This is a genomic window from Leminorella grimontii (assembly GCF_039789245.1).
GTDB classification, from domain to species: Bacteria; Pseudomonadota; Gammaproteobacteria; order Enterobacterales; family Enterobacteriaceae; genus Leminorella; species Leminorella grimontii.
This window is the reverse complement of record NZ_CP146357.1, coordinates 2,661,176-2,683,431: the sequence shown is the minus strand read 5'-3', so window position 1 is coordinate 2,683,431 and position 22,256 is coordinate 2,661,176. Positions and strand designations below refer to the sequence as shown.

The 22,256-nt window shown below is 53.3% G+C and carries 15 protein-coding genes; 14 read left to right on the top strand and 1 reads right to left on the bottom strand.

Going from position 1 to position 22,256, the window contains the following annotated elements; translation table 11 throughout:
* Nucleotides 1-106 precede the first annotated feature (106 nt).
* The 7 genes from clpX (at nucleotide 107) to V8L73_RS12470 (ending at nucleotide 14,162) form a co-directional block, all read left to right on the top strand.
* Complete coding sequence (gene clpX, locus V8L73_RS12500) at nucleotides 107-1,381, top strand: ATP-dependent protease ATP-binding subunit ClpX (RefSeq protein WP_027275997.1); 1,275 nt, start codon at nucleotides 107-109, stop codon at nucleotides 1,379-1,381.
* A 1,072-nt stretch (nucleotides 1,382-2,453) separates the two neighbouring features.
* Nucleotides 2,454-4,949: an autotransporter outer membrane beta-barrel domain-containing protein gene (locus tag V8L73_RS12495; protein ID WP_347253129.1), complete on the top strand. Its 2,496-nt coding sequence runs from the start codon at nucleotides 2,454-2,456 to the stop codon at nucleotides 4,947-4,949.
* Between the two features lie 687 nt (nucleotides 4,950-5,636).
* The gene (locus V8L73_RS12490; protein ID WP_347253128.1) at nucleotides 5,637-8,507 is read left to right on the top strand and encodes an autotransporter outer membrane beta-barrel domain-containing protein; all 2,871 of its coding nucleotides are present in this window, start codon (nucleotides 5,637-5,639) and stop codon (nucleotides 8,505-8,507) included.
* A gap of 194 nt (nucleotides 8,508-8,701) precedes the next feature.
* Nucleotides 8,702-11,068, top strand: a complete 2,367-nt coding sequence (lon, locus tag V8L73_RS12485; protein WP_347253127.1) for an endopeptidase La — start codon at nucleotides 8,702-8,704, stop codon at nucleotides 11,066-11,068.
* 183 nt (nucleotides 11,069-11,251) lie between these two features.
* A complete protein-coding gene (hupB, locus tag V8L73_RS12480) occupies nucleotides 11,252-11,524 on the top strand; it encodes a nucleoid-associated protein HU-beta (protein ID WP_027276001.1) in 273 nt (90 codons plus the stop codon).
* A gap of 224 nt (nucleotides 11,525-11,748) precedes the next feature.
* Nucleotides 11,749-13,635: a peptidylprolyl isomerase gene (gene ppiD / locus V8L73_RS12475; protein WP_347253126.1), complete on the top strand. Its 1,887-nt coding sequence runs from the start codon at nucleotides 11,749-11,751 to the stop codon at nucleotides 13,633-13,635.
* A gap of 170 nt (nucleotides 13,636-13,805) precedes the next feature.
* The gene (locus V8L73_RS12470; protein WP_347253125.1) at nucleotides 13,806-14,162 is read left to right on the top strand and encodes a ComEA family DNA-binding protein; all 357 of its coding nucleotides are present in this window, start codon (nucleotides 13,806-13,808) and stop codon (nucleotides 14,160-14,162) included.
* 14 nt (nucleotides 14,163-14,176) lie between these two features.
* Here V8L73_RS12470 and queC read toward each other — a convergent pair whose 3' ends face one another.
* Nucleotides 14,177-14,866: a 7-cyano-7-deazaguanine synthase QueC gene (queC, locus tag V8L73_RS12465; RefSeq protein ID WP_347253124.1), complete on the bottom strand. Its 690-nt coding sequence runs from the start codon at nucleotides 14,864-14,866 to the stop codon at nucleotides 14,177-14,179.
* Nucleotides 14,867-15,138: 272 nt separating this feature from the next.
* Here queC and pdxB point away from each other — a divergent pair, with 272 nt between their 5' ends.
* From pdxB to dedD, 7 genes are all read left to right on the top strand, one after another.
* Nucleotides 15,139-16,266 carry a 4-phosphoerythronate dehydrogenase PdxB gene (pdxB, locus tag V8L73_RS12460; RefSeq protein WP_027276005.1) on the top strand — a complete coding sequence of 376 codons (1,128 nt, stop codon included), beginning with the start codon at nucleotides 15,139-15,141 and terminating at the stop codon, nucleotides 16,264-16,266.
* Between the two features lie 186 nt (nucleotides 16,267-16,452).
* The gene (locus V8L73_RS12455) at nucleotides 16,453-17,463 is read left to right on the top strand and encodes an aspartate-semialdehyde dehydrogenase (RefSeq protein ID WP_347253123.1); all 1,011 of its coding nucleotides are present in this window, start codon (nucleotides 16,453-16,455) and stop codon (nucleotides 17,461-17,463) included.
* Nucleotides 17,463-18,272, top strand: coding sequence for a tRNA pseudouridine(38-40) synthase TruA (gene truA / locus V8L73_RS12450; protein ID WP_027276007.1), 810 nt, complete (start codon nucleotides 17,463-17,465; stop codon nucleotides 18,270-18,272). Before V8L73_RS12455 ends, truA begins: the two co-directional genes overlap by 1 nt.
* 8 nt (nucleotides 18,273-18,280) lie before the next feature.
* On the top strand, nucleotides 18,281-18,946 hold the full coding sequence (locus tag V8L73_RS12445) for a DedA family protein (protein ID WP_027276008.1): 666 nt from the start codon (nucleotides 18,281-18,283) through the stop codon (nucleotides 18,944-18,946).
* Nucleotides 18,947-19,181: 235 nt separating this feature from the next.
* Nucleotides 19,182-20,108 carry an acetyl-CoA carboxylase, carboxyltransferase subunit beta gene (accD, locus tag V8L73_RS12440; protein WP_347253122.1) on the top strand — a complete coding sequence of 309 codons (927 nt, stop codon included), beginning with the start codon at nucleotides 19,182-19,184 and terminating at the stop codon, nucleotides 20,106-20,108.
* 87 nt (nucleotides 20,109-20,195) lie between these two features.
* On the top strand, nucleotides 20,196-21,473 hold the full coding sequence (folC, locus tag V8L73_RS12435; protein WP_347253121.1) for a bifunctional tetrahydrofolate synthase/dihydrofolate synthase: 1,278 nt from the start codon (nucleotides 20,196-20,198) through the stop codon (nucleotides 21,471-21,473).
* Entirely contained in the window at nucleotides 21,466-22,164 is a 699-nt protein-coding gene (dedD, locus tag V8L73_RS12430; protein ID WP_347253120.1) for a cell division protein DedD, read from the top strand. Before folC ends, dedD begins: the two co-directional genes overlap by 8 nt.
* The last annotated feature ends 92 nt before the right edge of the window (nucleotides 22,165-22,256 follow it).

The following is a 22,256-nucleotide window of genomic DNA, read 5'->3' as shown; positions in this document are numbered from 1 at the left end:
CCGAAAAAAGGCGAGGCGTGCTGCGATAGCAGCAGCATGCCCCTTGTTTAGTCGATGTTTCTGGCGCAGGACGCAAAAGAAAAGATGAAATTTAAGAGGTTTGCTGATGACAGATAAAGGCAAAGACGGTTCAGGAAAGCTGCTTTACTGCACCTTCTGCGGCAAGAGCCAGCATGAAGTGCGTAAGCTGATTGCCGGGCCGTCGGTGTATATCTGCGATGAATGCGTCGACTTGTGTAACGACATCATTCGCGAAGAAATTAAAGAGATCGTTCCGCATAGAGAGCGTAACTCACTGCCGACGCCCCATGAGATTCGACAGCACCTGGACGACTACGTTATCGGTCAGGAGCAGGCGAAAAAGGTGCTGGCCGTTGCGGTGTATAACCACTACAAGCGGCTGCGCAGCGGCGACGCCAACGGCGTCGAGCTTGGCAAGAGCAACATTCTGCTGATCGGGCCTACCGGCAGCGGTAAAACGCTGCTGGCGGAAACGCTTGCCCGTTTCCTTGACGTGCCGTTCACCATGGCTGACGCCACGACGCTGACGGAAGCCGGCTATGTGGGCGAAGACGTTGAGAACATTATCCAGAAGCTGCTGCAAAAGTGTGATTATGACGTGGAAAAAGCGCAGCGCGGCATCATCTATATCGATGAAATCGATAAGATTTCCCGCAAGTCTGACAACCCGTCCATTACGCGCGACGTTTCCGGCGAAGGCGTTCAGCAGGCGCTGCTGAAGCTTATTGAAGGCACCGTGGCTTCCGTTCCGCCGCAGGGCGGCCGTAAGTACCCGCAGCAGGAGTTCTTGCAGGTAGACACCTCTAAGATCCTGTTTATCTGCGGCGGCGCGTTTGCCGGCTTGGATAAGGTCATTGACCGTCGCGTGGAGACCGGCGCCGGCATCGGCTTTGTCGCCAAGGTTAAGAATCCGTCCGACAGATCGACAGAAGGCGAGCTGCTCAAGCAGGTCGAGCCGGAAGATCTGATCAAGTTTGGCCTGATCCCCGAGTTTATCGGACGCCTGCCGGTAGTAGCGACTCTGAGCGAGCTCGACGAAGCCGCGCTGCTGCAAATTCTGCAGGAGCCGAAAAACGCGCTGACCAAGCAGTATCAGGCGCTGTTCCGTCTGGAAAGCGTCGATTTGGAATTCCGTGAAGAGGCGCTTAGGGCGATCGCCAAGAAGGCCATGGCGCGCAAAACCGGCGCTCGCGGCCTGCGCTCCATCGTTGAAGGCGCACTGTTGGATACGATGTACGATATCCCTTCTATGGAGAACGTAGAGAAAGTAGTGATCGACGCGTCCGTGATTGACGGACAGTCTAAACCGCTGCTGATTTACGGCCAGCCGGAGCAGGAGGCTCAGGCGGCGGGAGAGTAAAGCAACCGCGTTAAAGCAGAATCGGCGACAGGCGTTTAGCGTGTCGCCGTTTTTTTATCCCTATTTCGGGTTTTTCATTCGAATGGCGCATGTTGACGCGTTGCGCTTTCCCTTCGATAGCCTCGGTATCAACATAACCAACTAATATTAATGAACTTATTTTCATTACCCTTGTTCATGTGTATCGATTTTATGGGGTTTCAACATTTTTGAATTGGGTTAATTTGAGTTATTAACATTTTTAAAGTAAATAAGATCATATTTAATGATTATTTTGTAGACACTTCGCCATTTATTATGTTGTGTTAATTTCCTGCGTTAGCTTCTAGGGATTCCCCCTATTATCCAAATTTAATTCTAATAATTATCTACATTTTGAACTTAACGATTGTGAGTTTTTAGTGTAACCTTTTGCTATAAACACCCATGCCTTACAAGTTATTTATTTGGAGTAAATTTTCATAACATATTGTATTTTTGTAAATTCAATGGGTTTTGTGGGATTTGTTTCATATTGATTTCAGGGTTATTGTTTGCCATTTTAAGGTATTAGGTGGTGATTCAAATAACTTATCTTATTTTTATAAGTAATGAGTAATGTCGATGTTATTTGTGGAATGAAAATAAAAATTAATTTTAACAAATAGATGCGTTGAATAACGGTACGCTTGCGTGCAACGCTTTTTATCAGAAACAGGGACGTTTGTTCATCATGAGTTATTTTACTATCAGGGAGCAGGATGGTACTGTTTCCGCATTTTCTCACCGCCGTTTTTCAACGAAGCCAGCGATAACCTTCCGACGTTCAATGCTTGCTATATGCCTGGGGCTAGCCTGTAGTGCCGCTAGCGCTACGGAACTTACCTCAACGGTAACCTGCGCTAATACGCCAGACTGTAGTCCTACCCTTCAGAATGGGGACACGATCGCGGTTAAAAATCAAAGCGGCCTCAATATGTATGGAGCTAGCCAGCGAAGCTTTTCGAACTTAACGATCGGCATGGACGTTGATGGGAGATATATAAGTCACGGGATACAAAACTCGGGAGGCAACCTGGTTTTATCCGATTCTGTGATTAACGCAAAGTTCAGCGATGATATTGACGAGCTGAATACCAACGCTGTAAGCGTCAAAACCTCCGGTTCGAACGGCAGTACGGTTCTTAACAACGTAGATATCAATCTTGATACCTGGGAAGGGGATGACGCCCAGCTTAGGGAGGGGATTGGGAAATATGTAGCGATTAACGTGATGGCATCGCGAGGCGGAGCACCTGCCCTGGAAGCGACGAATACGGACATTGTCGTTAACGATTATTACGGCTATGTTTGGAATAACGGCACGAAATATTCTACGTATGCCGGCGTCGGCATCAAGCTCCAGCAGGGGGACGTTAGGTATCACGGCGGTTCCATTACCGTTAACGGCGACGAAGGCATGGGCATTTGGATTACTCCCTGGCTTGGCGATTCGAGGAACGAGGGGCTTTCTTCTCTTTATATCGATGGTGGTACAAAAATAACCGTTACCGGCTGGAATGCCCTAGGAATTGGGCAGTATGACGGAAACGACGTTACTCTCGGCGATGCGGCAGCCGGAAAGCAGGGCGCTGACATTCTGGTTCAGGGGGAAAACAGTATCGCGTATGCGAGTGCCTCAACGGGAATGACGAATCGATTTTCCTTTGCTAATAGCTCACTCACCGCCCAGCAGAACCCCGATAATCTCGGCTATTCGACGACCGGCATTTTTGTATCGGGCGGTGACTTTGAAGGCGTTTTGGATAATACAAAGGTCACTGCGGACGACGCGCTTTATGTTCAGAGGTCTTATAGCTGTACGTATGAAGGAGTGTATCAAACCTTCTATTCCAAAAACGTTAGTATGCAGGTAAAAAACGGTTCACAGCTGCTAGGAAACGTTAAAGTACAGGATTACTCCAACAGCGTGACGGTGCTGAACATGGACTTGAGCCAGAATTCCTGGCTTAAGGGCGCCGTCAATGCCTACAGTGGAAACAAGACTGTTTATAACAGTTCAACGACCATTAACCTTTCTCTGGATGACACCAGCGCATGGACGCTTACGGATAGCTCTGAAGTGGACCGGCTGGCAAACTCGGGCAGCGTTATTTTTGCTGATAACGACAGCAACGGCGCATTCAGTAAGCTGACGGTGCATGAATACGTCGGCGGCGGCAATATGACTTTTAATGCGGACGTTTCTACCGCAAATCACGGCAGCAACCGGCTGATTCTGGATGGCGCACTGGCAACGCCTCAGCAGGTGACAAAGGTCAGCGTCAACGGCAAGGGCTATAACTCCGACAGCATCGACTACGGCGCCATGATGTTAGTCGATGCTCAAAACGGCGCGACGACGGCGGAAGGCGATTTTATCTTTAATACCGCCGCCAGAAATTACAACCACGACGGCACGGATACGGTAGCCATCGGGGCTTATAACTACAGTTTGGTGCGCGGCAACGGATCGGCCGATGAAAACGACTGGTATTTAAGCTACGCCTCTACGTCGCCAACGCCGCCGGAACCAACGCCGGATCCAGGTCCAACGCCAGACCCGGACCCAGCGCCGGTTCCCGATCCTACACCGACTCCGTCGGACCACAACGTGCGGCCCGATGCCGGCGCCTATTTGGGCAACCAGCTGATTGCCCAGTCGATGTTTACCATAACGCTGCACGATCGCCGCAGCTATAACGATACCGACGGTCAGGGCGTCAGCAGCGGTGATGAGCATACTCAGGCGCTGTGGATGCGGTTGGATACGAAGAGTGCTAACGACTACAGCGCGGCGGATGGCCGAGTTGGTTTTGACGTCGACGCCACGGTGTTCCAATTAGGTGGCGACGTGGTGAACCAAAAAACCGACAGCGGCCAGTTTATTCTGGGCGTTATGGGCGGTTACGGCCATGCTAAAACCGATTCGCATTCCAAAACCAACGGCCAGCGCGTAAGCGCCGACGGCAAGGTGGATGGCTATAACGTTGGCCTGTACGGCACCTGGTATGCGAATGCGGAAGCGCAGCAGGGGCTGTATGTGGATAGCTGGCTTCAGTACGCGTGGTTTGACAACAGGGTGAATGGCGCTTTGGCCAGTACCGATAAGTATGATTCCACTAATTGGGCGTTCTCGATAGAGACCGGCTATGCGTGGCAGCCGGAAGAAAGCGTGATGTTGGAACCGCAGGCGCAGGTAATATTCAACCGCTATGATGCCGACAGCCACTATGACGGCGGCGGTACGCGCGTGCGCACCAAGGACAGCGGCGATTTTACCAGCCGTCTGGGCGTTCGCGCCTCCGGCACCGAACGAGTGCAGCCCTATGCGGAAATCAACTGGTGGCATTACGAGGGCGACAACAGCGTTTGGATGAACCGCGACAGCGTTTCAATGAAAAACCAGAGCAACGTATATGAAGGAAAGCTGGGGATCCAGGGAAAGGTGACCCCGAAGCTGCACGTTTGGGCTGAGATCTCGACGCAGCTTGGCAGCGGCGATTTTGACGCTTACGGCGGCGCCGTAGGGGTTAACTATCGTTGGTAATACTCGGCAATAAAGCGACAGCTTTACCTTAAATAACGCCCGAATGGCATATTGCCGTTCGGGCGTCTTTTTTTCAAGGTGTGCCGTGGCTGATAGAATGGAGGAGACTTCAACATTTTTAACCTGTTAATTTTTATTCGCTAATCTTTTTCCTTCTTTGTTGGCTATTTTTGATTTTTATATTGTTTCTGAAAATTAATAAATAAACATTTTTAAATTGAATTTAATAATATTTAATAACCAGTTTGTATATGTTTTAATTTATTCTTGGTTGTGTGATTTATTTTGGTTTATTTAATTATATTGTGATTAATTTCTGGTTTTTTGTGCTTTTATTTGTTTTCATTTCAGGCTTAACACCTGGTGATTTTTGATGTAGCATTCTTTGTATAAACACCCTTGCCTTATTTTTGATTTATTGTTTTTAATACTAGTTAATTCATTGTTATTAGATAGGGCGTGGTTTGGTAGTGGCCTGTTTTGTTTGAATGATGCTGGTTTCCTTATTGGCGCATAATGCTCATTGTCGTAATGACGTAATAATATTATTCATTTTCATATGAAATGAATAATGGCCGGCTTTATTTATAAAAACTAAACTGAAAATAAATTTTAACAATCGGATGCGTTGAATAACATTAAGTCAACGCAGGATACTTTTTACTAGAAACAGGACGTTCGTATACCATGAGTCATTGTACCAATAGGGAACAGGACCGTAGTTTTCCTTCGTTTCCTTTTCGCCGCTTTTCAAAAAAGCCTGCGATAACCTTTCCTCGCTCGATGCTTGCCTTATGTCTAGGGCTGGTTGGTAACGGTGTTAATGCCGAAGAGTTTTCTTCAACGATAGTCTGCGCTTATTCAACGGAATGCAGCGACGATCTTAAAGATGGCGATACCATTACGGTAGAAAATGAGGGCGGTCTCTATATGTATGGCTGGAGCCAAAGAGACTTTTCTCACCTGATAATCAATCTGGATGCTGACGAAGAGGCCGGAAATTACGCCGTAAAAAATACTGGCGGAGATTTGGTTTTATCAGACTCTGAGATTAACGTCAGATTCAGCGACGATATTGATTCGCTGAATTCTGCTGCCTTAGGCGTTTTTACCATAGTGTTTGACGGCAGTACGACGCTTCATAACGTCGATATCAACGTTGGTTCCTGGGAAGGTGCCGACGGTGATATCACTATCGGCGTAGGCCCTTTCGTTGGGATTAGCGTCATGGCCGCGCGCGCGACCAAGCCCGCTCTCGAGGCAACGAATACAAATATTGTCATTAATGATTTCTATGGCAACTACTGGACAGACAACGCCGGATATTCAACATACTCAGGCATCGGTATTAGGCTTCTACAGGGTGACGTTCAGTATCACGGCGGCGCTATTACCGTTAACGGCGACGGCGGGATAGGCATTCGGATCGATCCCCGATTTGACGACGCGCGAGATGAGGGGATCTCCTCGCTTTACGTCGATGACGGCACGAAAATTACCGTTACCGGCTGGGGGGCGCGTGGGATTGAGCAATATAACGGCAATGACGTTGTCCTTGGCGATGCCGCTTCAGGCAGGCAGGGGGCGGACATTTTGGTCAGAGGGGAGAGCAGCATCGCTTTTACCAGCGCTTCTGCCGGTATGACCAACCGCTTTTCTTTCGCTAACAGTACGCTGATGACCGAAGATAACCCCGATGCCCCTCTCTACGCTACGACGGGCATCTTTTTGAGCGGGGGCGATTTTCAGGGCGTATTGGATAACACTACGGTAACGGCCGATAACGCGCTGTATGTCGCTGACCACTATAGCAGTACATACGATAGCGTATACCAGACGTTCTATACCGATGACGTCAACATTACGGTTAAGAATAATTCGGCATTAACCGGCAACGTTAGGATTGATGACAACCCGGCGAGTACGACGGTGCTAAATATGGACTTCAGCGCTAATTCTCTGCTTAACGGCGCCGTTAACGCCTATGCCGGTGATAGCATCGTCTATAACAGTTCAACGATAGTTAACCTTTCTTTTGACGATACCAGCCGTTGGACGGTTACCGGCAGCTCTGAAGTGGATCGGCTAGCAAATGCGGGCAACGTTATTTTTGCTGATAACGACAGCGGCGGCGTATTCAATACCCTGACGGTGCATGAATACGTCGGCGGCGGTAACATCACCTTTAACGCCGATGTCTCAACTGAAAACCACGGCAGCAACCGGCTGATTCTGGACGGCGCATCGGCGACGCCTCAGCAGACGACGAAGGTCAGCATCAACGGTAAGGGCTATAACTCCGACAGCATCGACTATGACGCACTTATGTTGGTTGACGCTCAAAACGGCGCAATAACGGCGGAAGGCGATTTTGTCTTTAATGCCGCGGCCAGCAACTACAATCACGACGGTACGGATACGGTAGCTATCGGTGCCTATAACTACAATCTGGTGCGTGGTGACGGAACTGACGATAAAAACGACTGGTATCTGAGCTATGCCTCAACGTCGTCGGAACCGATGCCAACGCCCGAGCCGGATCCGACTCCGGACCCGATCCCAGACTCGGAGCCTGTCCCGAACCCGGAACCTGCGCCAATCCCAACTCCGTCAGACTATAACGTACGACCGGATGCCGGCGCCTATTTGGGCAACCAATTGATTGCCCAGTCGATGTTTACCACGACGCTGCACGATCGCCGCACTAACAACAGTACCGCGGGGCAAGGCGTCAGCAGCGGTGACGACGCCACTCAGGCGATGTGGATGAGGCTGGATGAGCAAAACGCTAACGGCTACAGCGCGGCGGGCGGCCGAATCGATTTTGACGTTGACTCTACCGTGTTCCAACTGGGAGGGGACGTGCTGAACCAACAAACTGACATCGGCCGGTTTATTCTGGGCGTCATGGGCGGCTACGGCCACGCTAAAACCGATTCGCATTCTAAAACCAACGGCCAGCGCGTAAGCGCCGACGGCAAGGTAGACGGTTATAACGCAGGCCTGTACGGGACCTGGTTTGCTGACGCAGAAGCAAGGCGCGGACTATATGTGAACAGCTGGCTTCAGTATTCATGGTTTAACAATGAGGTCAGCGGCGCGCTGTCCAGCTCTGATAAGTACGACTCAACCAACTGGGCGTTCTCGGTAGAAACGGGCTATGCGTGGCAGCCGGTTGAAAGCCTGATGGTGGAACCGCAGGTGCAGGCGATATTTAACCGCTATGACGCCGATGACCACTATGACGGCGGCGGTACGCGCGTACGCACCAAGGACAGCGGCGGTTTCACCGGCCGGCTGGGGCTTCGCGCATCCGGTACTGCGCGCGTGCAGCCCTATGCGGAAGTTAGCTGGTGGCGCCATGAGGGAGACAACGGCGTCTGGATGAACCGCGACAGCGTTTCAATGGACAACCAGAAGAACGTGTACGAAGCGAAGCTGGGGATTCAGGGAAAGGTGACGCCGAAGCTGAACGTTTGGGCTGAAGCCTCAACGCGGCAGGGGAGCGGTGATTTCGCAAGCTATGGCGGTGCGATGGGCGTAACCTATCGCTGGTAATTTATCGTTATTAGTTTGATAACCCGTTGTTAAATAAAGCCCGGAGCGTCATATTGCGTTCCGGGCATTTTTTCTCTTTATGTACGGTTGAATGTCGATCCGTCGTCCCCATATACTCTTCATGTATTACGCAATTAGCGTATCCCACTTTTCATCGACAGCCCGTCGGTGAAAACGAACAAAGAGAGAGTTCTATGAGTGCTGAGCGTTCCGAACGCATTGAAATCCCTGCGCTGCCTTTAAGAGACGTGGTGGTCTATCCACACATGGTGATCCCGCTTTTTGTCGGCAGAGAGAAGTCTATCCGTTGTCTTGAAGCGGCGATGGAACAAGATAAAAAGGTTTTGATGGTCGCCCAGAAGGACGCCACCATGGACGAACCCGGCGTGAACGATCTGTTTACTGTAGGAACCGTCGCCTCTATTTTACAAATGCTGAAGCTGCCGGACGGTACGGTAAAAGTGCTGGTGGAGGGCTTACAGCGCGCGAAGGTGACAACCCTGAGCGATAACGGCGAGCATTTCTCCGCACAGGCGGAGTACCTGCCGAGCGTCGGGCTTGACGAGCAGGAACAGGAAGTGCTGATCCGCACGGCGATCAATCAGTTTGACGGCTATATCAAGCTGAACAAGAAGATCCCGCCGGAAGTGCTGACTTCGTTAAACGGCATAGAAGATCCGGCTCGCTTGGCCGATACCATCGCGGCGCACATGTCGCTCAAGCTTAGCGACAAGCAAACGGTGCTTGAAATGGTCGACATTGGGGAGCGTTTAGAATTCCTGATGGCGATGATGGAGTCTGAAATCGATCTGCTGCAGGTGGAAAAGCGCATTCGCAACCGCGTGAAAAAGCAGATGGAAAAAAGCCAGCGCGAGTACTATCTAAACGAACAGATGAAGGCCATCCAGAAAGAGCTGGGTGAAATGGACGACGCGCCGGACGAAATCGAAACCCTCAAGCGCAAGATCGAAGCGGCCAAAATGCCAAAAGAGGCGCGGGAGAAAACCGAAGCCGAGCTGCAAAAGCTGAAAATGATGTCGCCGATGTCCGCAGAGGCCACGGTAGTGCGCGGCTACATTGACTGGATGATCCAGGTGCCGTGGAACGCACGAAGCAAGGTGAAGAAAGACCTTATCAAGGCGCAGGAAGTGCTGGATACCGACCACTACGGCTTGGATCGCGTTAAGGACCGCATCCTTGAGTATTTAGCGGTACAAAGCCGGGTGAGTAAAATCAAGGGGCCAATCCTTTGCCTGGTTGGGCCGCCGGGGGTGGGTAAAACGTCTCTGGGGCAGTCTATCGCCAATGCGACCGGGCGCAAATACGTACGCATGGCGCTGGGCGGCGTGCGCGATGAGGCCGAAATTCGAGGCCACCGCCGCACCTATATCGGCTCTATGCCGGGCAAGCTGATTCAAAAGATGGCAAAGGTTGGGGTAAAAAACCCGCTGTTCCTGCTGGACGAAATTGACAAAATGTCTTCGGACATGCGCGGCGATCCGGCTTCTGCGCTGCTGGAGGTATTAGACCCGGAGCAGAATATCGCTTTCAACGACCATTATCTGGAAGTGGATTACGATCTGTCCGACGTGATGTTTGTGGCGACCTCTAACTCCATGAACATCCCTGCGCCGCTGCTGGACCGTATGGAAGTGATCCGCCTTTCCGGCTATACGGAAGATGAAAAGCTCAATATCGCCAAGCAGCACCTGCTGCCTAAGCAGCTTGAGCGCAACGCGCTGAAGAAGGGCGAACTGGCGGTAGAGGATTCCGCTATCATCGCCATGATTCGCTACTATACCCGCGAAGCGGGCGTGCGTAGCCTTGAGCGCGAGATTTCCAAAGTTTGCCGTAAGGCGGTGAAAACGCTGTTGATGAATAAAAAAGTCAAGCATATCTCCGTCAATGCCGACAATCTGAAGGAGTATCTGGGCGTTCAGCGTTTTGACTACGGCCGCGCCGACAGCGAGAACCGCATTGGGCAGGTGACCGGCCTGGCCTGGACCGAAGTCGGCGGCGATCTGTTGACGATTGAAACCGCCTGCGTTCCCGGCAAAGGCAAGCTGACCTACACCGGCTCATTGGGCGAGGTCATGCAGGAGTCCATTCAGGCGGCGCTGACGGTCGTGCGTGCGCGCGCCGATAAGCTTGGCATCAATGAAGACTTCTATGAGAAGCGCGATATCCACGTTCACGTGCCGGAAGGCGCTACGCCGAAAGACGGCCCGAGCGCCGGTACGGCAATGTGTACCGCTTTGGTTTCCTGCCTGACGGGCAACCCAGTGCGCGCCGACGTAGCGATGACCGGTGAAATTACGCTTCGAGGTCTCGTTCTGCCGATTGGCGGCCTGAAAGAGAAGCTGTTGGCGGCTCACCGTGGCGGCATCAAAACCGTACTGATCCCGGCGGAAAACAAGCGCGACCTGGAAGAAATTCCGGATAACGTCATTGCCGATTTGGAGATTCATCCGGTAGAACGCATTGAAGAAGTGTTGGAGATTGCGTTGCAAAACCCGCCGTTCGGGGCCCGTCCGGTGGCCTCCAAGAAGGCAAAAAAGTGACATAGAGCAAGAAATCCAGATAAAACCTACTCTGGCAAGAGATTTCTCTCTTGCCAGTTTTTATATGTACCGTTAAATTACAGCGTCAGGTTGACATGCTAGCGCTTGTTTTATCTGGTGTAACTGTGTCGCATCCCTATCAACGAATCAGGGACGACAATTTATCGTAAAGGGGATTTTATAGTGAATAAATCACAACTGATCGAACGCATCGCTGCTGGAGCGGATATCTCTAAAGCAGCCGCTGGCCGTTCATTAGACGCAATTATTGACGCAGTAACTGACGCACTGAAGAACGGCGATCAGGTTTCTCTGGTTGGTTTCGGTTCTTTCGTAGTTCGCGAGCGTGCAGCTCGTACCGGCCGTAACCCGCAAACCGGCAAAGAAATCAAAATCGCAGCAGCTAAAGTTCCGGCTTTCCGTCCGGGCAAGGCGCTGAAGGATGCCGTTAACTAAGATTTTTCCCGTTTTTGCCCGGTAAGGCATTACCTTCCGGCAATGAACTGGTAGAATAGGAGCGCATCAGTTTGATGCGCTTTTTTTATGCCTTTTTAAAGGGCTATCATAAACTGAAACTTGCGTTGCCCGGCGGGAATATTCCGTAAAACGGCTTTCCGTAGAATTGGAAGCCCCGCAGGCGTTTCATGATGTAGACCAATACAGCGGAGAGTTGTCACCCTATGATGGACAATCTACGCGCGGCCTCTAACAGTGTCGTGCTTAAAGTTATTCTGGCCGCAATCATGCTGTCGTTCATTTTGACCGGCGTCGGCGGCTATCTGACCGGCGGTTCTGCGAATTATGCAGCCGAAGTCAACGGACAAGAGATCAATAGCGCGAATTTTGAACAATCATTTAACAATGAGCGCAACCGTCTTCAACAGCAGCTTGGCGATAATTTTTCACAGCTGATGGGCAACGATGCCTACATCAAGCAGCTTCGTCAGGACGTGCTTAACCGCATGATTAACGATCTGCTCATCGACCAGTACGCCGCCAAGCTGGGCATGGCCATTGGTGACGATCAGGTTAAGCTGTCAATTCAAAATTCTCCCGAATTCTTTACCGACGGTAAGTTTGATAACGCCAAATACCGCGATCTGCTTAACCGCATCAACCTTGCGCCGGAGCAATACGCCGAAATCGTGCGTAAGCAGCTGCTGTCTCAGCAGGTAGTCCGCGCGTTCGCGGGCAGCGACTTTGCGCTGCCGGTTGAAGCCGAGTCTACCGCTGCGCTGATTCAGCAAAAGCGCGACGTTCGCCTGGCGCCAATCAATACCGCTGCGCTGGCGGAAAAGAAAGAGGCAATGCCTTCCGACGAGCAGGTAAAAGCATTTTATGAGCAGAATAAAACCCGCTTTACCACTCCTGAAAGCGTTAAGGTCAGCTACATTGAGGTCGACGCAGCCTCTCTCGGCGACGGCCTGACCGTCAGCGAGCAGGAAATTGCCGACTTCTACCAAAAGAACAAGCCGATGTATATCCAAAAGCCGCGCTTTAACTATAGCGTGATCGTGCTCGATAAAGAGGGCGACGCAAAGGCGGTTTTGGAGCAGTTAAAGCAGGGGGGCGACTTTGCCGCTCTGGCTAAAGAGAAGTCTATTGATAAAGATTCCGGCGCAAAAGGCGGCGATCTGGGCTGGCTGGAGAGCACGGCTATTCCTGACGACATCCTGGCGGCGAAGCTGACGGAAAAAGGGCAGCTGTCCGGCGTCATTCACTCTGATCTTGGCTATCTTGTCGTTCGCCTTAACGGTTCAGAAGAGGCGAAAGAGAAGCCTTTAGCGGACGTGAAGAAAGAGATTACTCAGGCTTTATTGCAGGATAAGTCTTACGAGAAGTATGAAGACCTGCAGACTAAGATGCTGGATGCAACCGCCAACGATAAGTTTTCTCTCGACGGCGCCGCCAAGGCTGCGGGCCTGAAGGTGGTTGAAACCGACTGGTTTACTCGAGACGATGTGCCGCAGGCGCTTAACTATCCGGAAGTTACTCAGGCCGTGTTTGGCGGCGAGCTTTTTGGTGCTAAAGGGGCGCCGGGAGCCAACTCCGATCTGATTACGGTTGAGGGCGATCGCGCCTTTATGCTTCGCATTGCCGAACATCGCCCTGAAGCGGTGAAAAAGTTTGAGGACGTCGCGGCGGATATTACCGCGCTGCTTAAGCGTCAAAACATCACCGAAATGGCCCGCAAGCAGGCGCAGGAGCTGGTAACCGCGCTGCAGGCAGGTAAGGGCGACGAAGCGCTGGCTGCGGCGGGCGTGAAGTTTGGCGATAAGCAGGAAGTTACCCGCTTCTCTGATGACGCCCAAATCTCAGACAGCGTGTTTGCGCTGCCTTTACCGAAAGACGGCAAGCCTGCATTCGGCGTAGCGAGCGATATGAAGGGCAACGTAGTGCTGGTCGCTCTGGATGCGGTAGCGCCGGGTAAACTGGAAGACAAGCAGGCGCAGGCCGTTACTGCCCAGCTGGCTCAGCAAAACGGCAGCATGGCTCTGGATGCGCTGATTAACAGCCTGCGCGCTCAGGCTAAAATTAAAATCGGCGAAGCCGCCGGCGTGAAATAAAGGCGGCATCGCTCGCATTTATATGTAACGCAATGTTCTAATCAAAGGCCGCTTTCGCGGCCTTTTCCATATTCGTCTTTTGCTTATTGTTCGTTGCCTTCTCTACCCGCAATGTATCTCCCGCTGCCATAGGCGGCGTAATCCATTGATGAGACAAAAGGAGTAAGACAATGAAAAAGTTATCTACCGCGCTGTCGTGCGTATTATTTTCCGGCACTCTGCTTTTTTCCGGCCTGACGCTGGCGCAGACGCCGTCGCAGGAGAGTGTAGCCGCGCCTTTGGCGACGGCGGAGCAGTCGGCCGCGCCGAAGGGAAAAAAGGCTTCCGTTGATGCTCAGGTCAATATCAATCAGGCAACGGCTGAAGAGCTGTCTGAGGTGATGTTGGGCATTGGCTTGAAAAAGGCGCAAAGCATCGTTAACTACCGCGACCAAAACGGTCCGTTTTCCAGCATAGAACAGCTGCAGGACGTGCCCGGTATTGGGCTTGCGACGGTAGAGCGCAACCTTTCACGCCTGAAGCTGTAAGGCCGCGCTTTCGCTTACGCAAGCGCGAGCTTGCGCTTTACGTCCTTCAATATTTGCGGCCTGTTTTCCAGATACTGGTTCAGGCCGTTAGCCCTCAGGCGGCAGGCGGGGCATTCGCCGCAGCCGTCGCCCTGAATGCCGTTGTAGCAGGTAAGGGTATGCTGGCGGACGAGCTCCAGCCTGTCGTAATAGTCGGCCAGAGCCCAGGTTTCTGCTTTGTTAAGCCACATCAGCGGAGTGACTAACTCCAGACTGTAGTCCATTCCCAAACGCAGGGCGTGATTCAGGGCTTTGACGAATTCGTCACGGCAGTCCGGATAGCCGGAAAAGTCAGTTTCGCATACGCCGGTGATCACCGCCTGCGCTTTGACCTGATAGGCATAAATGCCCGCCAGCGTAAGGAACAGAATATTGCGGCCGGGAACAAAGGTGTTGGGGATCCCGTTTTCGACCTGCGTCGGCACAGGAATGTTATCTCTGGTCAGGCTGCTTATAGCCAGCTCGTTTAACAGCGTGACGTCCATAACCTTATGGGCCGCCGCGCCAAGCCGCTTGGCCAATATTTTAGCGCAGTCAATCTCCGCCTGATGGCGCTGGCCGTAGTCGAAAGTGACGCAGTGAACTTCATCAAAGTTGGCCATCGCCTGAATGAGGCAGGTTGTTGAGTCCTGGCCGCCGCTGAAGACGACTATTGCACGTTTCATATTTTTATTAACTCCAATGGAACCCGTCATACTTCAGGTTGAATTATTTAGGGCTCGCTCGTTTTAATCATCATGTACTTTCTGGGCGTTCTTCATTACATTGTACCGAATTGGTCGGCAATCACATAAAAAGGAGTGGGTTGTGCGACCGGCGGGGCGCGATGCGGTGCATTATTTGCAGATGTTTCGGCAAACAAACCGTTTTATCACGGCTGTCGTCGTTTAATTAGGCGGTGTCCCGCAGGGTGCGGGCAACTGAAGAGAGAATAAGCGTGAAAATTCTGGCGGATGAAAATATGCCCTATGCCCGGGAGCTTTTCGGGCGCTTGGGCGAAGTTAAGCTGGTGGCCGGTCGCGGTTTGACGGCGGCTCAGTTGGAAGGCGCTGACGTGCTGATGGTGCGTTCAGTAACGAAGGTTAACGGCGATCTGCTGAGCGGAACCGAGGTCAAGTTTGTGGGGACGGCCACGGCCGGAACCGACCACGTTGACAATCTTTGGTTAAAGCAGCACGGTATTGGCTTTTCCAGCGCGCCCGGTTGTAACGCTATTGCCGTTGTCGAATACGTTATTTCCTCTTTGCTGCTGCTTGCAGAGCGGGACGGTTTCTTGCTTAAGGATAAAACCGTTGGCATCGTCGGCGTAGGCAACGTCGGTTCTCGACTGAACGCTCGACTTGGCGCCATGGGCGTGAAGACGCTGCTGTGCGATCCGCCTCGTGAAAAGAACGGGGACAAAGAAACCTTTTGGCCGTTGGAGAAGCTGGTTAAAGAGGCGGATATCCTGACGTTCCATACGCCGCTGATTAAGGACGGTGAATACAGGACTTTCCATCTGGCGGACGAAGCGCTGCTCGGCGCGTTTCCCGACGGCCGCATTCTTATCAACGCCAGCCGCGGCGCCGTCGTTGACAACATCGCACTGCTTCGCGCCCTGGAAAAGGGAAAAAGGATAAGTACGGTGCTTGACGTGTGGGAGCCAGAGCCCGATTTGCTTTTACCGTTGCTGCACCGGGTTGATATCGGCACGCCGCATATCGCTGGCTATTCCCTTGAGGGCAAAGCGCGCGGAACGACGCAGATCTATCAGGCGCTCAGCGAATACCTTGGCCGCCCAGACCGCATTGCACTCTCTTCACTGCTGCCGCAGGCCGAGTTTAACCGAGTTCGCTTTCACGGCGAACTTGATGAAGCGCGGCTAAAACGATTGGTCCATTTGGTGTATGATGTCCGACGTGACGATGCGCCTCTGCGCAGGGACGCGGGGATAAAAGGCGAGTTCGACCGCCAGCGTAAAGAGTACGTTGAGCGCCGCGAATGGTCGTCGCTGCACGTCGAGTGCGACAGGGCGGAAACGGCGGAGCGCCTGCGGCTGATAGGATTTACGACTTCTCTTCTGTAAACGCGATACGTCATAAAATAGAAGCGGAGGCTTTTATCTGCGGGTAAAAGCCTTCATAATCGCGCCCCGCTTATTCTTGACTGCCCGTATACCCTAAATAATTCGAGCTGCATGCAGCCAACGCACAGGCAACTTGAAGTATGACGGGTATATAACGATTTAAACAACGATTTCGGAGAATTCTGTATGACAGACGGATGGCAAATCGCCGTTCTCGGCGCAACCGGCGCGGTAGGTGAAGCGCTGCTTGAACTGCTTGCGGAACGTGAGTTTCCCGTGGGCGAGCTTCACCTTTTAGCAAGCGTTCGTTCGGCGGGTGAAAGCATACGCTTCAACGGTAAGAGCCACGTCGTACAGGATGCGGCCGAATTTGACTGGTCGCAGGCCCAGCTGGCGTTTTTCGTCGCCGGCGCCGAGGCTTCTTTGCGCTACGCGCAAACGGCTGCCGACGCGGGCTGCCTGGTTATCGACAGCAGCGGCGTTTTTTCTCTGGAGCCGGACGTACCGCTTATCGTTCCGGGCGTTAATAATCATGCGTTATCCGAGTACCGCAACCGAAATATCATTGCCGTTGCCAGCAGCCTGACCGGCCAGCTGTTGACGGCGGTAAAGCCTCTATCTGAATCGGCGGGGATCGCCCGTTTACAGGCAACCGTCATGCTGGCGGCCTCGGCTCACGGCAAGGCGGCCGTTGAGGAGCTGGCGGGGCAAAGCGCGCGCCTGCTTAACGGGCTGCCGATTGAAGAGGGTATTTTTAACCGCCAGCTGGCCTTTAACCTGCTTCCTCTGCTGCCGGATGCGGAAGGCAGCGTACTTGAAGAACGCCGTCTGGTTGATGAAACGCGCAAGGTATTGCAGGACGACACGCTGCCGGTATCCGCATCCTGCATTCAGTCGCCGGTGTTTTACGGCAGCGCTCAGATCGTTCACTTTGAAGGCATGAGGGAAATGTCTCCCGAAGAGGCCGTTCAGGCGCTGGAAAATGCCGACGACGTGCAGGTAAGCGAAGAGGGCGACTATCCGACGCAGGTCGGCGACGCCACGGGGAACCCGCATTTGAGCATCGGCTGCTTGCGCAGTGACTACGGCCAGCCGGAGCGCTTACAGTTTTGGTCGGTGGCTGACAACGTCCGCTTTGGCGGCGCGCTGATGGCGGTGAAAACGGCCGAAAGCCTGATCCAGGAGTATCTGTACTGATGTCTGAAAGCGTTAAGGTCGCGTTGGGCATCGAGTATGACGGCAGCCGCTACTATGGCTGGCAGCGTCAGCAGGAAGTGGCCAGCGTTCAGGGCGAGCTGGAAAAGGCGCTAAGCCAGGTGGCGAACCATCCGGTGACCGTATTTTGCGCCGGCAGAACCGACGCCGGCGTCCACGCGACCGGGCAGGTGGTGCATTTTGAAACGACCTCTAACAGAAAAGACGTCGCCTGGACGATGGGCGTAAACGCCAACCTGCCTTCCGATATCGCCGTGCGCTGGGTGAAGAGCGTCGAGCCGGATTTTCACGCGCGCTTTAGCGCAACGGCGCGCCGTTACCGCTATATTATTTATAACCATCGCTTTCGCCCCGCGATCCTCGGGCGCGGCGTCAGCCACTTTCATCTGCCGCTGGACGAAGCGCGGATGCACCGTGCGGGGCAGTGCCTGCTGGGTGAGAACGACTTTACCTCTTTTCGCGCCGTCCAGTGCCAGTCCAGGACGCCGTGGAGGAATGTAAATCATTTAAAGGTCACGCGACACGGCGCCTACGTCGTGGTAGACATAAAGGCCAATGCGTTTGTTCACCATATGGTGAGAAACATCGTCGGCAGCCTGTTGGAAATCGGCTGCGGCAATCAGGAAGAAGGCTGGATGGCGCAGCTGTTAGCGGCGAAAGACCGCACTCTGGCGGCAGCGACGGCTAAGGCGGAGGGGCTCTATCTGGTGTCCGTCGATTATCCTGAGCGCTTTGAGCTTCCGGCGCCTCCTCTGGGGCCGCTGTTTCTAAATAACGATCTTGGTGAATAAATCTCGCTATGGAATACATTACCTACCTGATTGACTTTATCCTGCATATTGATGTGCATTTGGCGCAGATCTTTGAAAACTACGGCATGTGGGTTTATGCAATCCTGTTTTTAATTCTGTTTTGCGAGACGGGGCTGGTGGTTACGCCTTTCTTACCGGGAGATTCGCTGCTGTTCGTCGCGGGTGCTCTGTCGGCGCTGCCGGGCAACGATATCAACGTACACCTGATGGCGCTGCTGATGATTACGGCGGCCATTCTCGGCGATGCGGTGAACTATACGATCGGCAGACTGTTCGGCGAACGGCTGTTTAAGAACCCGAATTCTAAGATTTTCCGCAGGAGCTATCTGGATAAAACCCACGCATTTTACGAGCGCCACGGCGGAAAGACGATTATTCTGGCGCGATTTGTGCCCATCGTGAGGACATTTGCGCCCTTTGTGGCGGGAATGGGGCACATGAGCTATCGTCATTTTGCAGCGTATAACGTGATCGGCGCAGTGGTCTGGGTTGTGCTGTTCACCTATGCAGGATATATTTTCGGCGATTTAAAAATCGTGCAGGACAACCTGAAGCTGTTGATTGTCGCGATTATTATTATCTCCGTGATGCCCGGCGTGATAGAAGTATGGCGCCACCGCAGGGCAGCGGCGAAAAACAATGGTGCGAAATAGGTCGTGTTGTGAGACATGCCCTAGCGTAAGGTAATAAAAAGCGAGCAATAAAACGACGATTACCGCACAAATCGCACTGAGAATTTGGTGTCTCGATAAGTTTTGTTCCACTCTATCGGGGCGTTATGGTTTAATGGACAGCATCTCTGTGTCCGACACCGGCAGTCGCTATCGCGGGAAAATCCCGCTTGACGAGAAGGCCGCCGTGTCACCGGTTTAAACAGAAAGGTCATCAATGAGCTGGATTGAAAGAATTTTAAGTAAAAGCAGTACGCCTACGCGTAAGGCCAGCATTCCTGAAGGGGTGTGGACTAAGTGTGACAGCTGCGGACAGGTGCTTTATCGCGCCGAGCTGGATCGTAATCTGGAAGTGTGTCCGAAGTGCGACCATCATATGCGCATTACTGCGCGCGCGCGCTTACACAGCTTCCTTGACGAAGGCAGCGAAACGGAGCTGGGCAGCGAGCTGGAGCCAAAGGATCTGCTGAAGTTTAAAGATTCTAAAAAGTACAAAGATCGCCTGTCCGCCGCTCAGAAAGAGACGGATGAAAAAGACGCGATGGTCGTCATGAAGGGCACCCTGTGCGGTATGCCTATCGTTGCCGCCGCGTTTGAATTTTCTTTTATGGGCGGCTCAATGGCATCCGTCGTTGGCGCTCGCTTCGTGCGTGCGGTTGAGCAGGCATTGGAAGACGGTTGCCCGCTGGTTTGTTTCTCTGCCAGCGGCGGCGCCCGCATGCAGGAATCCCTGTTTTCGCTGATGCAGATGGCGAAAACCAGCGCAGCGCTGGCGAAAATGCAGGAACGCGGCCTTCCCTATATTTCCGTACTGACTGACCCGACCATGGGCGGCGTGTCTGCGAGTTTAGCGATGCTGGGTGATATTAACGTTGCCGAGCCCAAGGCGCTGATCGGCTTCGCCGGTCCACGCGTTATCGAGCAGACCGTGCGCGAGAAATTGCCGCCGGGGTTCCAGCGCAGCGAGTTTCTGATTGAGAAGGGCGCGATCGATATGATTGTTCGCCGGCCTGAGATGCGCGATCGCCTAGCGGGGCTGCTGGCCAAGCTGACTAATCGTCCTTTGCCGCATGAAGGCGAAGTGATTGTTGCTGAAAACGGCGAATCGGATAAGGCAGCGCAGCCCGAGCAGCCCGCAGAGTAATTTCTCGGCTCGTTCGTTGCGAACAGCCAATCAGCGGCCCGAGCAGTCGGGCCAATGAGTGAAACCGTAATCAAGTGAACGGGAATCATGAAAGAGCTGGACATACCTCAAGCCACGTCGCCACTCGCCGCGTGGCTTTATTATCTTGAGCGCTTGCACAGCCAAGCCATTGAGCTGGGGCTTACGCGCGTACGCGCCGTTGCGGCATCGCTCGACCTGCTAACCCCCGCCCCCTTTATTTTTACCGTCGCTGGCACCAACGGAAAAGGTACGACCTGCCGTACGCTGGAAGCGATCCTTATGGCGCAGGGGCTTAAGGTTGGCGTTTACAGTTCGCCCCACCTTGTTCGCTATACCGAGCGGGTGAGAATTCAGGGGATGGAGCTGCCGGAAAGCGATCACTGTCAGGCTTTCGCTCGCGTAGAGCAGGGAAGAGGAAACACTTCGCTGACCTATTTCGAGTTTGGAACGCTGGCGGCGCTTGACCTGTTTAAACGCGCCAAGCTGGACGTAGTAATTTTAGAAGTCGGGCTGGGCGGCCGTCTGGACGCGACGAATATCGTCGACCCTAGCGTATCGGTTATTACCAGCATTGCACTGGATCATACCGACTGGCTCGGTTCCGATCGCGAGGCGATAGGCAGAGAAAAGGCCGGTATTTTCCGCGCAGGCCAGCCCGCGGTGGTTGGCGAGCCGGATATGCCGCGTTCTATTGCCGACGTCGCTGCGGCGACGGGGGCGGTGCTCTATCGGCGCGGCGTAGACTGGTCGTTTGACGAACCGGTAGAAGGCGCGTGGAGCTGGCGCTCGAAAGACGTTGCGCTCAACGCGCTGCCCGAACCTTCCATTCCTATGCCCAATGCCGCCACGGCGCTGGCGGCGATCCGCTATTCCGGGTTAGACGTCGGCTTGGACGCAATTCGCCTGGGATTGATGCAGGCCTCGCTGCCCGGGCGTTTTCAAATCATTGGCGACGCTCCGCTAAGAATATTGGACGTGGCTCACAATCCGCACGCGGCGGCCTATCTTGCTCAGCGCCTGTCGTCTTTGCCCAAGCGGGGCGGCAAAGTTTACGCCGTCGTGGGCATGCTGGCGGATAAAGACATTGCCGGGACGCTCGAATACCTAAAACCACAGGTGGACGAATGGTACTGCGCGCCGCTGGAAGGCCCGCGCGGCGCGAAGGCCGAGCTGTTGGCGGAGCACCTGCCAGGTGCTCGAATTTTTGCCGACGTGGCCGAGGCGTGGCGTCAGGCGCAAAACGATGCTAGTCCGGCAGACACAATTGTGGTCTGCGGATCGTTTCATACCGTCGCTCACGTCATGGAGGCGGGCGCACTATCAGAGGGAGAACAGCATGGCTAGCCAGTTTCAAAACAGGCTGGTTGGCGCAGTGATCATCGTCGCCATCGGCGTTATCGTGCTGCCCAACCTGTTTGACGGCAAGAAAAAACACTATGAGGATACTTTCGCCTCAATTCCGCTGGTGCCTAAAGAAGGCGACGAGCAGAGTGCGGAAATATTGCCGTCGGTAAACCACAATTTGCCGCAAACGTCGCCTTCGAGCGGCGGCACGGCGGGTGAGAGCCCGGCCGCTGCTCAGACGGCGGAAACGGCGCCGCCAGAGCCTACGCTGACGCCGGAAGCGCCGAAGGCTCCACCGTCGACAAACGTTGCGACCACGACGAAGCCTGACAGCAAGCCTGTCGATACAAAGTCGACTGAGACTAAACCAACGACGGCGAAGACGGATACGGCGGAAAAACCCAAGGATAAGCCAAAAGAGAAGCCTCAGGAAAAGCCGCCCGTCGGTCAGGCCTACATCGTACAGCTGGGCGCATTGAAAAATGCCGATAAGGTGAATGAGCTGGTGGCTACGCTGCGCCTGTCGGGCTACCGGGTTTACACCATTCCGGCTACTCCGGTGCAAGGGAAGGTTACTCGCCTTATCGTAGGGCCGGATCCGTCGAAGCAGAAGCTCGAATCCGCGCTGCCGGAGCTTAATCGTTTGACCGGCCTTAGCGGGCAGGTCAAAGCATATACAACTGCACGGTAACGTTTGCTTGGCGATAAAATGGCTACGCAAACGTTTTCTTTTTCTGATAGAATGCGCCGCAACGCGACGGCGTAGTATTTTGTATAGGTTAA

What these genes read in the sequence shown, in the direction of transcription:
- folC (WP_347253121.1), top strand. Translation starts at nt 20,196, where the DNA reads ATGAAAGAGCTGGACATACCTCAAGCCACGTCGCCACTCGCCGCGTGG.
- dedD (WP_347253120.1), top strand. Translation starts at nt 21,466, where the DNA reads ATGGCTAGCCAGTTTCAAAACAGGCTGGTTGGCGCAGTGATCATCGTC.
- ppiD (WP_347253126.1), top strand. Translation starts at nt 11,749, where the DNA reads ATGATGGACAATCTACGCGCGGCCTCTAACAGTGTCGTGCTTAAAGTT.
- lon (WP_347253127.1), top strand. Translation starts at nt 8,702, where the DNA reads ATGAGTGCTGAGCGTTCCGAACGCATTGAAATCCCTGCGCTGCCTTTA.
- V8L73_RS12490 (WP_347253128.1), top strand. Translation starts at nt 5,637, where the DNA reads ATGAGTCATTGTACCAATAGGGAACAGGACCGTAGTTTTCCTTCGTTT.
- V8L73_RS12470 (WP_347253125.1), top strand. Translation starts at nt 13,806, where the DNA reads ATGAAAAAGTTATCTACCGCGCTGTCGTGCGTATTATTTTCCGGCACT.
- queC (WP_347253124.1), bottom strand. Translation starts at nt 14,866, where the DNA reads ATGAAACGTGCAATAGTCGTCTTCAGCGGCGGCCAGGACTCAACAACC.
- V8L73_RS12455 (WP_347253123.1), top strand. Translation starts at nt 16,453, where the DNA reads ATGACAGACGGATGGCAAATCGCCGTTCTCGGCGCAACCGGCGCGGTA.
- V8L73_RS12445 (WP_027276008.1), top strand. Translation starts at nt 18,281, where the DNA reads ATGGAATACATTACCTACCTGATTGACTTTATCCTGCATATTGATGTG.
- clpX (WP_027275997.1), top strand. Translation starts at nt 107, where the DNA reads ATGACAGATAAAGGCAAAGACGGTTCAGGAAAGCTGCTTTACTGCACC.
- truA (WP_027276007.1), top strand. Translation starts at nt 17,463, where the DNA reads ATGTCTGAAAGCGTTAAGGTCGCGTTGGGCATCGAGTATGACGGCAGC.
- accD (WP_347253122.1), top strand. Translation starts at nt 19,182, where the DNA reads ATGAGCTGGATTGAAAGAATTTTAAGTAAAAGCAGTACGCCTACGCGT.